This is a genomic window from Streptomyces sp. TRM68367 (assembly GCF_014495685.1).
Lineage (GTDB): Bacteria > Actinomycetota > Actinomycetes > Streptomycetales > Streptomycetaceae > Streptomyces.
Genome location: NZ_JACTVI010000104.1, coordinates 1 through 12,179, shown reverse-complemented (window position 1 = coordinate 12,179; position 12,179 = coordinate 1). Strand labels below are relative to the sequence as shown.

8 protein-coding genes and 3 pseudogenes are annotated in these 12,179 nt (G+C 69.4%); 9 read left to right on the top strand and 2 right to left on the bottom strand.

The annotated features are described in order from the left end of the window. Positions 1 to 4: 4 nt before the first annotated feature. Positions 5 to 1,330, bottom strand: coding sequence for a homogentisate 1,2-dioxygenase (gene hmgA / locus H8R17_RS38080; protein ID WP_187827775.1), 1,326 nt, complete (start codon positions 1,328 to 1,330; stop codon positions 5 to 7). 162 nt (positions 1,331 to 1,492) lie between these two features. Here hmgA and H8R17_RS38075 point away from each other — a divergent pair, with 162 nt between their 5' ends. The 5 genes and pseudogenes from H8R17_RS38075 to H8R17_RS38055 all read left to right on the top strand — a co-directional run. Next, positions 1,493 to 2,224, top strand: a complete 732-nt coding sequence (locus H8R17_RS38075; protein ID WP_262505838.1) for a hypothetical protein — start codon at positions 1,493 to 1,495, stop codon at positions 2,222 to 2,224. Continuing rightward, positions 2,155 to 2,769: pseudogene (locus tag H8R17_RS38070) on the top strand (TetR family transcriptional regulator); the annotation flags it as partial. The gene H8R17_RS38075 and the pseudogene H8R17_RS38070, both read left to right, overlap by 70 nt. Positions 2,770 to 3,002: 233 nt before the next feature. Beyond that, positions 3,003 to 5,279 carry a molybdopterin oxidoreductase family protein gene (locus H8R17_RS38065; protein WP_187827773.1) on the top strand — a complete coding sequence of 759 codons (2,277 nt, stop codon included), beginning with the start codon at positions 3,003 to 3,005 and terminating at the stop codon, positions 5,277 to 5,279. A 135-nt stretch (positions 5,280 to 5,414) separates the two neighbouring features. Continuing rightward, entirely contained in the window at positions 5,415 to 6,812 is a 1,398-nt protein-coding gene (locus H8R17_RS38060) for a CitMHS family transporter (RefSeq protein WP_187827772.1), read from the top strand. A gap of 185 nt (positions 6,813 to 6,997) precedes the next feature. Further along, positions 6,998 to 7,395, top strand: a pseudogene (locus tag H8R17_RS38055) (MFS transporter); the annotation flags it as partial. Positions 7,396 to 7,528: 133 nt separating this feature from the next. On the opposite strand, the pseudogene H8R17_RS49545 reads toward H8R17_RS38055, so the two are convergent. Continuing rightward, a pseudogene (locus tag H8R17_RS49545) lies at positions 7,529 to 7,624 on the bottom strand (AraC family transcriptional regulator); the annotation flags it as partial. A gap of 253 nt (positions 7,625 to 7,877) precedes the next feature. Between H8R17_RS49545 and H8R17_RS38045 the strand changes: the two are divergent. From H8R17_RS38045 to H8R17_RS38030, 4 genes are all read left to right on the top strand, one after another. After that, a complete protein-coding gene (locus H8R17_RS38045) occupies positions 7,878 to 8,033 on the top strand; it encodes a hypothetical protein (RefSeq protein WP_187827787.1) in 156 nt (51 codons plus the stop codon). A gap of 81 nt (positions 8,034 to 8,114) precedes the next feature. Further along, positions 8,115 to 9,293, top strand: coding sequence for a tyrosine-type recombinase/integrase (locus tag H8R17_RS38040; protein WP_187827771.1), 1,179 nt, complete (start codon positions 8,115 to 8,117; stop codon positions 9,291 to 9,293). Between the two features lie 674 nt (positions 9,294 to 9,967). Then, positions 9,968 to 11,875, top strand: a complete 1,908-nt coding sequence (locus H8R17_RS38035; RefSeq protein WP_262505837.1) for a site-specific integrase — start codon at positions 9,968 to 9,970, stop codon at positions 11,873 to 11,875. Continuing rightward, on the top strand, positions 11,872 to 12,179 hold a 308-nt coding region (locus tag H8R17_RS38030; protein ID WP_223125954.1), incomplete at its 3' end, for a DUF6262 family protein. The genes H8R17_RS38035 and H8R17_RS38030, both read left to right, overlap by 4 nt.

Here is a 12,179-nt window from a genome sequence, read left to right as displayed (position 1 = left end):
TGGGTCAGTGCAAGGGGCGGAAGTGCCGTTCGAGGCCCTGCCACACGTCGTCGTACCGGCGTTGCAGGTGCTCCGCCTGTGCCGCGTGCGGTGTCAGGGTCACCGGCCAGCGCGTCTCGAACATGAACGCCAGGCCGTCGTCGACCTTCTGGGGCCTCAGCTCGGCGGCGCTCGCCCTCTCGAACGTCTCCCGGTCAGGACCGTGCGCCGACATCATGTTGTGCAGCGAGCCGCCGCCGGGCACGAAACCCCCTTTTCCGGCAGTCTTCGCGTCGTAGGCCCCCTCGATCAGGCCCATGTACTCGCTCATCACGTTCCGGTGGAAGTACGGCGGCCGGAAGGTGTCCTCGCCCACCAGCCAGCGCGGGGCGAAGACCACGAAGTCGACGCCGGCCAGGCCGGGGGTGTCGGACGGGGACGTCAGTACCGTGAAGATCGACGGGTCGGGGTGGTCGTACGAGATCGTGCCGATGACGTTGAAGCGGCGCAGGTCGTAGACGTACGGCACGTGGCTGCCGTGCCAGGCGACCACGTCGAGCGGGGAGTGGTCGTACACCGCCGTCCAGAGGTTGCCGCAGAACTTGTTCACCACCTCCACCGGGCCCTCCACGTCCTCGTACGCGGCGACCGGTGCGCGGAAGTCGCGGGCGTTGGCGAGGCCGTTGGCGCCGATCGGGCCGAGGTCGGGGAGTTGGAAGGGGGCGCCGTAGTTCTCGCAGACGTAGCCGCGGGCGGTCTCGTCGAGGAGGCCGACACGGAAGCGGACGCCGCGCGGGATCAGGGCGACGTGGCCGGGCTCGGCGTGCAGCAGGCCGAACTCCGTGCGCAGCAGCAGGCCGCCGCGCTCGGGGACGATCAGCAGCTCGCCGTCGGCGTCGCTGAAGACGCGGTCCATGGAAGCGTCGGCGTGGTACACGTGCACGGCCATGCCGGTGCGCTGCGTGGCGTCGCCGTTGCCGCCGAGGGTCCACAGGCCGGCCAGGAAGTCCGCGCCGGCCGACGGCTGCGGCAGCGGGTTCCAGCGCAGGCGGTTCGGGTCGGGCACAGTCTCGGTGAAGGGGGCCGTACGGATCCAGCCGTTGTCGGTGCGGGTGAACGACGGGTGCGCGGCCGACGGGCGGATGCGGTACAGCCACGAGCGGCGGTTGCGCGCCCGCGGCTCGGTGAACGCCGTACCGCTCACCTGCTCCGCGTACAGCCCGAGCGGGGCGCGCTGGGGTGAGTTGCGGCCCTCGGGCAGGGCGCCCGGGACGGCCTCCGAGCTGTGTTCGTTGCCGAAGCCGGAGAGATACGTGAGCCCCTCGGCAGTCTTCCGCGCGTCCCCGCTCATGATCGCTGCTCCCTTTCGGTCTGATTCCTATGGTTCACCGTAGGATTGCGGTTGCGAGGGCGCAAGATATGCACCCGGCCTCCTCACTGCGGACGATCGTGAACGGCGGGAACCAGCCTCCAGGGGGATCCAGGTTTCGGACCGTTGTTCTACGCTCCCGCCATGGCGTGGACGCGGGGCCTGCTCGCCGCGCTCGTGGGCTGTGTCCTGCTGCTGACCGGATCCGCGGGCTGCGGCTCCAGCGATGGACGCGAGCAGAACAACCAGAACAACAACGACGGAGAGAACGGGGAGTCGCTCACGCCGGTGGGCAAGCTCCTCGACGACACGGACGAGGAAGGGCGGCGCTTCCGTGAGGTGGACGACAAGAGCGCGCCCGAGGTCGGCATCCAGGTGCAGCCGGCCGCCCGCGGCGACTGGGGCGTACGCCTGACCCTGCACCGCTTCCGCTTCTCCCCGGCCGGCGTGAGACCGGAGGCGACCGTCGGCCGCGGCGTCGCCCAACTGTTCCTGAACGACCGCCTGGTGGCCCGGCTGCGCACCCCCGAGTACCGCCTCGCCGCCGCCCTCGTCCCGCGCGGCACACACCACGTCACCGCCCGCCTGTACGCCGACGACGGCACGGTGTGGGCCGTCGACGGCAAGCCCGTCGAGAGCACCGCCGACATCACGGCGTCGTCGCCCGAGCCCACCGCGACGGACGGTGCGGGCGGCACTCCGGCGAGGGGTGCGAGCGGCATCCCGGCCGGCACCCCGGCGGACGGGGCCGATGCCGACCGCCGTACCGAGGGCCGCGGTTCACCTGACCGCGCCGGAAGGGCATCATGGTGGCTGTGTCCCACGCTACTTCGCTCCGCCGCGCGCCCGTTCAGCGACGCAGCGCCGAACGTCTGACCAGGATCCTGGACGCCTGCGCCGACCTGCTCGACGAGGTCGGCTACGACGATCTGAGCACCCGCGCCGTCGCCCTGCGGGCCGGCGTGCCCATCGGCTCGGTCTACCGCTTCTTCGGCAACAAACGGCAGATGGCCGACTCGCTCGCCCAGCGCAACCTGGAGCGCTACGCCGAGCGCGTCACCGGGCGCCTGCAGGAGGCCGAGGGCGGGGGCTGGCGCGCGGCGCTCGACGTTGTACTCGACGAGTACCTGGAGATGAAGCGCACCGCGCCCGGTTTCTCACTCGTCGACTTCGGCAACCAGATCCCGGTCGGCGCCCGGCACACCGAACCCAACACCCGCGTCGCCGACAGCCTCACCGACCTGCTCTCCGGCTACCTCGGCCGCGAGCCCGACGAGGATCTGCGGCGCACCTTCCTCATCGCCGTGGAAACCGCCGACTCCCTCGTCCACCTCGCCTTCCGGGTCTCGCCGGAGGGAGACGAGAAGATCATCGAGGAGATGCGGGAACTGCTGCGGGCTTATCTGGCACGGGTGCTGGACCAAGGGCGGGCCGGGCGGCGGACAGAGGACGGACTGCGCGGCGGTCGGCTGACGGGCCGAGTGGCGGCCAGGTGATGGGCCGAGCAGCGGCCGGGTGAACGGACCGAAGCGCGTTCAGGTAGCCGGTTCGCGAATTTCCGACCTCACCCACGGCGATCCCTCCCCGTTGCGCATACCAGTCGGTATGCTCGCCGGGTCTTTGCGTCACCGTCGTCGCACCTCCGGGAGGACCCGTGTCCCGCACCGCCCTGCGCATCTGCCCTTTGTGCGAGGCCACCTGCGGCCTCACCCTCACCATCGACGGCACCCGGGTCACCGCCGCGCGCGGTGACCGCCACGACGTGTTCAGCAGGGGCTTCATCTGCCCCAAGGGCGCCTCCTTCGGGGCCCTCGACGCCGACCCCGACCGGCTCCGCGCCCCGCTCGTGCGCGAGGGCGGCGAGCTGCGCGAGGCCACCTGGGAGGAGGCTTTCGACGCGGTCGCCGCAGGCATCCGCCCGGTGGTGGAGCGGTACGGCCCTCATACCGTCGGCGTGGTCCTCGGCAACCCCACCGTGCACACCGTGGCGGGCGCCCTCTACCCGCCCGTCCTGGTCGGCGCCCTCGGTACCCGCAACCTGTTCACCGCGTCCACGGTCGACCAGATGCCCAAGCACGTCTCCAGCGGGCTCCTCTACGGCGACGCCCTCGCCATCCCCGTCCCCGACCTGGACCGCACCGACCACCTGCTCCTCATCGGCGCCAACCCCCTGGAATCCAACGGCAGTCTGTGCACCGCGCCCGACTTCCCCGGCCGGCTCAAGGCGCTCAAAGCCCGCGGCGGCACCCTCACCGTGATCGACCCGCGCCGCACCCGCACCGCCCGGCTCGCCGACCGGCACGTCCAGATCCGCCCCGGCACGGACGCGCTGCTGCTCGCGGCGATGGCGTACGTGCTGTTCGAGGAGGACCTCGCGGACCCGGGCGAGCTGACCCCGCACGTCCAGGGACTCGGCGAACTGCGCTGCGCCGTAAGGGATTTCACGCCGTCGGCGGTCGCCGGGGCCTGTGACGTGGACGCGGACACGATCCGCGCCCTCGCCCGGGAGCTCGCCGCCGCCCCCACCGCCGCCGTCTACGGCCGTATCGGCAGCTGCACCGTCGCGCACGGCACGCTCGCCAGCTGGCTCGTCGACGTGCTCAACGTCCTCACCGGCAACCTCGACCGGCCCGGCGGCGCCCTCTTCCCGCAGGCCGCCACCGACAAGACGCCCCGCCCCGCCGGACCCGGCCGCGGCTTCGCCCTCGGGCGCTGGCACTCCCGGGTGAGCCGGCACCCCGAGGCGAAAGGGGAGTTGCCGCTCGCCGCGCTCGCCGAGGAGATCGACACCGCGACCGGGGACGGGGAGCCGATCCGGGCGCTGATCGCCGTCGCCGCCAATCCCGTGCTGTCCGCACCCGATGGCGACCGCCTCGACAAGGCCCTGGACTCGCTCGACTTCATGGTCAGCGTCGACCCCTACCTCAACGAGACCTCGCGCCACGCCCACGTCGTCCTGCCGCCGCCCCCGCCCGCCCAGAGCCCGCACCACGACTTCGCCTTCAACACCCTCGCCGTCCACAACCAGGTCCGCTACACCCGCCCAGCGATCCCCCTGGAGCCCGGCCGCATGGCCGAGACCGAGATCCTGGCCCGGCTCACCCTCGCCGCCACGGGCATGCACGGCGCCGACCCGTCCGCGGTCGACGCCCTGGTCATCGACCAGACCCTCGGCAAGGCGGTGCGCGCAGAGCACTCACCCGCGTACGGCCGCGACCCCCGCGACCTCGCCGCCCGGCTCACCGGCGCCGACGGCCCCGAGCGGCGGCTCGACATGATGCTGCGCCTCGGCCCTTACGGCGACGGCTTCGGCGTACAACCGGACGGACTCACCCTGGAGAAACTGCTGGCCCACCCGCACGGCATCGACCTCGGCCCCCTCGAGCCCCGCCTGCCGCAGCCGCTGAAGACCAGGAGCGGCAAGGTCGAGCTGCTGCCGCAGCCCATCGCCGACGATCTGCCGAGACTGCATGCGGCGCTGGATCAGCGTCCCGCCGGGCTCGTTCTCGTCGGCCGCCGTCACCTGCGCTCCAGCAACAGCTGGCTGCACAACGTGCCCGCCCTGACCGGCGGTTCCAACCGCTGCACCCTGCACCTCCACCCCGAGGACGCCGAACGGCTCGGCGTGCGGGACGGGGCGGCCGTACGCGTCAAGGGCGCCGGGGGAGAGGTGACCACGACCGCCGAGGTCACCGACGCGGTGCGCCGGGGCGTGGTGAGCATGCCGCACGGCTGGGGTCACGACCGGCCCGGCACCGGGCTGACCCACGCCGCACAGGACCCCGGCGTCAACGTCAACCAGCTCCTCGACGGCAGTCTGCTCGACCCGCTGTCGGGCAACGCGGTCCTCAACGGCGTACCCGTCGAGGTCGCCCCCGCGCACCCGAGTGAGACCGCCCGCGTGACCGAAAAGCTCACCCCGCTGACCTGAGCAAAGCTGTGACCAGGAGTTTTGCGCTTATTGCTCGCATGTCAACGTCTTGTTAACGCCGCTTGACGGCACCTAACGTCCTTCGCACCGCCGGCCCTGGTGGGATGTTCAAGGGCGAACGTTAGGTATCCATACATGCTGACCATCCTCGGCTTCGCCATGATCGCGACCTTCCTGGTCCTGATCATGATGAAGAAGATGTCGCCGATCGCGGCGCTCGTGCTGATTCCCGCGCTGTTCTGCGTGTTCGTCGGCAAGGGCGCCAAGCTCGGCGACTATGTCATCGACGGCGTGACCAGCCTCGCCCCCACCGCGGCGATGCTCATGTTCGCGATCGTCTACTTCGGACTGATGATCGACGTCGGGCTCTTCGACCCGGTCGTCCGCGGGATCCTCAAATTCTGCAAGGCCGACCCGATGCGGATCGTCGTCGGCACCGCCCTGCTCGCCTCGATCGTGTCGCTGGACGGCGACGGCTCGACCACCTTCATGATCACGGTCTCGGCGATGTACCCGCTGTACAAGCGCCTGAAGATGAGCCTGGTCGTGATGACCGGTGTCGCCGCCATGGCCAACGGCGTGATGAACACCCTGCCGTGGGGCGGCCCGACCGCCCGCGCCGCCACCGCGCTCAAGCTGGACGCCAGCGACATCTTCGTCCCGATGATCCCGGCGCTGCTGGTGGGCCTGCTCTTCGTCTTCGTCCTGTCATACGTCCTCGGCGTGCGCGAGCGCCGGCGGCTGGGTGTGCTGACGCTGGACGAGGCGCTGGTGGAGGAGAGCGTCGAGGAGAAGGAGACCGTCCTGGTGGGCTCCGGCTCCGGTTCCGGCAAGGCCGCTGCTCCGACGGGCGGCGCGGGCTTTGGCGCCGGTGCTGACGCGGACGACGACTTCAAGGGCCTGGACCCGAACCGCGCCACCCTGCGCCCCAAGCTGTACTGGTTCAACGCGCTGCTCACCGTGGTCCTGCTCACCGCCATGATCATGGAGTGGCTGCCGATCCCGGTGCTGTTCCTGCTGGGCGCCGCGCTCGCCCTCACCGTCAACTTCCCGCGCATTCCCGAGCAGCGGGCCCGGCTTGCCGCCCACGCCGACAACGTCCTCAACGTCTCCGGCATGGTCTTCGCCGCCGCCGTCTTCACCGGCGTGCTCCAGGGCACCGGCATGGTCGACCACATGGCCAAGTGGATGGTGGACGTCATCCCCACGGGCATGGGCCCGCACATGGCCCTCGTCACCGGCGTGCTGAGCCTGCCGCTGACCTACTTCATGTCGAACGACGGCTTCTACTTCGGCGTCCTGCCGGTCCTCGCCGAGGCCGGCGCCGCGCACGGCGTCACGCCGCTGGAGATGGCCCGCGCCTCGCTGGTCGGCCAGCCGCTGCACATGTCCAGCCCGCTCGTCCCGGCCGTGTACGTCCTGGTCGGCATGGCCAAGGTGGAGTTCGGCGACCACACGCGGTTCGTGGTCAAGTGGGCGGCCCTCACATGCCTCGTCATCCTCGGGGCAGGGATGCTCATGGGAATCATCTGAGCCCTCATGGAGGACGTCATCGTGAGGCCCGGTGGGAACCGCGGCTGGCTGCTCCGCCTCGTCATCGCCTTGGCTTCGCGCAAGGGGCGGTGTCGATGGCCCGGCCCGCCGTCTCCTACCGGGCCCTCGCGCTGGGCGCGGACGAGCGGGCCGTCGGTGTCATCGCCGGTGCGTACGCCCTCCTCCTGCTGGCTGCCCTGCTGTGCGCGGGCATCGCGCTCCCCGTGCCCGTGTGGGCGCTGGGCCTGATCCTGGCCGCCCTCGGCTTCTGCCTGGGCGTGGGCCAGCCGCTGTCCATGACGACGGTCGTCCGGGCCGCCCCCGACGATGCCCGCTCCACGGCCCTCGCCCTGGGCTGACCGGCAACCGCCTCGGCCAGGTCGGCGCCCCCGCCGCCGCGGGCCTGATCGCCCGGGTCGCGGGTGTGGCGGCGCCGTTCGTGATGCTCGGAGCGCTGTTGCTGCTGTCATCCGCCACGTCCTTGCGCGCACCGGGTTCGTCGTCCGGGCCCGCGGGGGAGGGCGAGCCGTCCCGGGAGCCACCGGCCCCGCATCGGTCTTTGAGCCGCGGCAGCGACACCTGACGGCGTGGCGGATCGGCCCGCACACGCGGGCCGTACCCGCAACATCAGCATGGTCTGCCGCTACATCAGCCGCCCGGCGCAGGAAGCCTCCGGGCGGCATGCCGACCAGCTCGGTGAAGCGGGTGGTGAACGTGCCCAGCGACGCGCAGCCGACCGCGAAGCAGACCTCGGGGACGCTGAGGTCGCCACGCCGCAGCAGCGTCACCGCGCGCTCGATGTGACGGTCCATCAGGTATGCGACGACTCGCCGTAGGCGGCCCCCGGACCGCCGGCGGAGATGCCCGCGGACATGTTCACGTCGCGAGCGCGACGCCTCCGCGCTCAGCGGCGTGCGTATTACGGGATGCTCCTTCAGCATGTCGTCGGTCGTTGCATAGAGTGCTGTCGCGAGGGTGTCCACGTCGTTCGTCACAAAACGATCTTGGGCACCCTCGTTCTCGTCTCCGCAGGCACCCCTTGGACCACACCACCAGGAGGAACCAGTGTCATACCCGCAACTGCTCACCCCCGAGGAGAAGCTCGCCGACGCGAAGAAGCTGTTGAGCCTCCCGCGTATCGTCGTGATCTGCGGCTCCACCCGCTTCATGACCGAGATGAACTTTACTCACCGGCCTTACGCATGCATGCAACGTGTGTGACTGCGCGATGATCATGGCCAGTAGGATCATTTCCTGCACGCTCATTCGACGTGTGTGACGTTCGGGGATGTCGGAGTATGCGTGGCGCGCAGGCTGGTGTTGGGGGACCTGCGAGTGCAGGAGTTGGAGCACTCGTCGGGACGCGTGTCCTACACGATCTTGGAGGCGGACGGCTCCGTCCGCCGGCTGGCTGACGGATTCCTGCGGTCCTGCAGCGGTGGGACTGATCGGACCTACGCGTACTTGCTGGTCGACCATTTGAGGTGGCTCGAGTTCGAGGGCCTGGCGGCCGAGACGGTCTCGCTGCAGGACCTCAAGCGGTACATGGGGGCGGTCGGGGCGGAGTTCAGAGGTCCGTACGGACGACCCTGGCGGCAGGGCAAGCGTCCGTACGGGCAGAGCGCCTTGGACACCACGGCGGCTTGCCTGAAAGGCTTCTACCTGCACGCCAGCGCCCATGGAGGAAGCCGGGAGCTCGCCGAGGAATTCTCGCGGACGCGGCTGCCGACCAAGTCCGACCGACGACGGCACTTCCTTGGCCACGCGATCCAGGAGATGCCGACCAACCCGTTGCGACCGACCCGAACGGTTCGTCGACGGCATCCGAAGATGCCGCCCGAAGGCGCCCGGGGTGCGCTCTACGAGGAGTTCCACTCGGCGAGGGACCGCATGATGGTGACCTGGCTGGCAGACGGCGGATTCCGCATCGGGGAGTTCTGCGGCTTCCACCTCATCGACCTTCATCTTCGGGAAGGAGCCGCCTGCGGCGAGTGCCGCGGGCCGCACGTCCACATCTGCCACCGGGAGGTCAACCCCAACCGGAGCCGGGCGAAGACCAAGCCGGAATGGACGATCAGAGACGGCGTGGTGACGGGCGGGGCCGTGCGCCGGGCAAGCCCGGCGATGATCCACACCTACTTCGACTACATGACGACGGAGTATCCCCGCGACGCCGGCCACGGCATGCTCATGGTCCAGTTGCACGGGAAGAACAAGGGCCAGCCGTGGTCCACGGCGGGAGCCCGGCAGGTGCTCAACAGGGCCGGCTACCGCCTGCAGCTCGGGAAGATTAATCCGCACGAATTCCGTCACCTCTTTGCGACGAATGTCCTCGATGCTGCCGACGGCAACACGCTCATCGCGCGGGACGCCGGCGGCTGGGCCTCGGCGACAACCGTCGACGAGATCTACGGCCACGCCGATGTTCACGACCCCAAGTTCGCAGCGGCGTTGGACCGAGTCTGGGAAGAACAGCGATGACCTCTCTGACACTGCTCACCGAACCCGTCAGCCGGGTCAAGAGGGATCGACTTGAACTGCTGACCGCAGTGATTGAAGGCCCCGGCTTTGACCCTCTCTACCGACCCGACCTGATCGAGGTCCCGCCCCACCACGCCGTCTACGCCTGGCGCTGCGACGTCGTGAAATGCGAACGCTATCGACGCTTGGGTATCCGGTTCTGCGAGGATCACCATCGCGAACGGAAGGCCAACGGGATGGGGCAGGCCGCGTTCGCCAAGGCCGCGTCTCCGCTCTTCCCGAAGGACGGCATCGATCTGGGGCTATGTCGCATCTGCCCTGGGCTGCCGGCGAGTTCCAGTACCACGCGGCTCTGCAAATCACATGACGGCCGGTGGCGTTATCAGCAGGAACTCGACCCTCAGCTCCGATTTGAGGAGTGGCTGGAGTCTGCAACGCCCTTCGAGAGCTTCGGCGCTTGCCGGGTCCCGTCCTGCCCCTACCTGGCGGCTTCGCCGCCCAGGTTGTGCGCGCCGCACCAGGACCGCTACTACCGGGATGGGAAGCCGGGTGGTGCGGTCGTCCCGTCGCAGTGGCGGCGGACCGCAGCCTCCCGCGGAGAACCGGTACAGGTCTTCTTTGACGACAAGGCCGCCTTCCTGCGGTGGTGCGCGAAGCAGAATCCCGTACACCGGATGGGCTTGCTCAACCTGACCGGGCTGCACCCGCTTATCAAGGCGGAGATCAAGTGGGGGCTGAATTCCCATGCCCAGCTCAAGCACCGCACCCACTGGGACATTGGGTCCGTCCAAGGTCTGGCGAATTACTGCCGACAGCAGAAGATGACCTCGCTGGTTGACTTCGCCAGCACCGGAGAGAGCGACGGACGGTCAAGGAAGGGCTTCGACTCACGCGTTCGGAGGATCGTCCTGGAGATCTCGAACGGTCTGCGCTGCGTCTACTACAGCCCTGCGGACACCAAAGAGGCCGGCTTCATCGAGACCGAGCACTTCGGCCGCCGATTCCCCAAGGCCCAGAGCCACTTCGACCTCGCGGCCATCTCGCAGCAGTGGCTCCGCGACGTGCTCTGGGAGTACATCGCCGGCATGCTCCGGTCGGCCCAATGCCCGCGCTCTCGCGGCCCGTTCGACTACGTCAGGCGAGCCTGCGTCGAGCTGGGTGCGTTCCTCGAGGTCGACGCGCCGCAAGGCGGCCACGACCCCACCCTGTTGGGCGCCGAGCACGCCCAGCGGTTCGCTGCCGATCTGCTGAACCGGGAACGGCACAGCCTTCCCTCCCTGGGCATCGTCCGGTCTGACGGCAAGCCCTCCACGGTCACTTTCGGCAGCCGCCGCACCACGTTCGTCTACGCCCGCAAGCTCATGCTGGACGCGCTGAGCTCCGGCCAGTGCGCCCAAGTCGGCCTGGATCACACCTTCGTCTCCGCACTGCCGACCGGAGGCAAGGACCGCAAGGTCTCCCGGAACCCGTTCACGGACGAAGTCGCCCGGGCCCTCGCCGACGACACCAATCTGAAGATGTTCGCGGCGAACTTCGATCCGAACGACCGGGGCTTGCGCGACATCTGGGAGGCCATCGTCGCGACGGGCCGCCGTTGCAGCGAGATCATCGAGCTCAGGCTGGACTGCACCGGCCGCTACCGCGGCCTGCCGATGCTCTGGCACGACCAGACCAAGGTCGGCAACTACAACGAGGGCATCCGGATCCCCGAATACCTCTACACCCGACTCGGTGAACGCCGGGACAAGACCCTTGCCTCATTCGAGGACCGGAACGGGCGGGTCCCGAACCCGGACGAGCGCAAGCAGATGGCACTTTTCCCGACTGATGTCCGCAGCCCCTTCGGAGACCTGTCGATCTCCTACGGCTTCTTCAGCTCCTCTTTCAAGGAGTGGGTGGACGGGCTGAACCTCGGCGGGAGCGTCATCCACCAGGCCCGCCACACGATGGCCACCAAGCTCCTGGCAGCTGGCGCCAGCCTCGCCCATATCCGCCGCTACCTCGGGCAGGTCAGCGACCGGATGGCCGAGCACTACGCCAAGGTCGCTCCCTCCGACCTCGACGATCTCCTCAGCACTGTCTGGGTCGCCGGGCCGGGAGCCGCCGAGCCCGGGGCGCCCCTCTTCGGAGGGCTTGAACCTCTGTCTCGCGCCGAAGCGCAGGCTCTGGCGATCGACCTCAGTCGAACCAGCACCCCGGCCGAAGGCGGAGTCTGCACCTACCAGCCCGTCGTTAACGGCGACGCCTGCCCCTGGAAGATGAACTGCGAGGGCTGCGACAAGTTCGTCCTCTCGGGCGCCGACCTGCTCTATTGGCGTCGTAAGCAAGAGCAGTGGCGGTCATACGCTGAGCGCGCTCCCACCGACGAGATCGCCGACTACCTGCACCAGACCTTCGAACCGACCGCCCGCGCCATCGAGGGCCTGGAGAACGCCCTGGCCGGGCTCGGACTCCTCGAACAGGCCCTCGCGCTCGATCTCCGCCGCCCCCAGGACTACTACCAGCGGATCTGGTCGATCAACTTCCGGGCCTCCGACCTCGCCGCGGCCGACAGCGACCTGCTCGAGGAAGCGACATCATGAACAGTCCCGCACCACAGACCGAGGCCGCCAACGAAGCTCGCCGGCAGACGACCGAGGCCATGCTCGAACGCATCCAGACTGCTCTCCGTCACATGCGCCGCGATCGGACCCCCATCACCAAGGCCGCCGTTGCCCGCCAGGCCGACGTCTCCCGGAGCTTCATCTACCAGAACGACCGGGCCCGCGCGTTGATCGCCAACGCGGCGCAATCCACCGCCCGGCCTCACGAATTCACGGCACCAGGAGCTTCAGTGACAGCCAGTCACTTCATGGAGGAAGGGTGCTTCCGACCTGCGATGATTCA

Bases quoted from the DNA above. Each gene is read 5' to 3' on its own strand.
- H8R17_RS38075 (WP_262505838.1), top strand. From the start codon at position 1,493: ATGGCGTGGACGCGGGGCCTGCTCGCCGCGCTCGTGGGCTGTGTCCTG.
- H8R17_RS38035 (WP_262505837.1), top strand. From the start codon at position 9,968: ATGGGCTTGCTCAACCTGACCGGGCTGCACCCGCTTATCAAGGCGGAG.
- H8R17_RS38060 (WP_187827772.1), top strand. From the start codon at position 5,415: ATGCTGACCATCCTCGGCTTCGCCATGATCGCGACCTTCCTGGTCCTG.
- hmgA (WP_187827775.1), bottom strand. From the start codon at position 1,330: ATGAGCGGGGACGCGCGGAAGACTGCCGAGGGGCTCACGTATCTCTCC.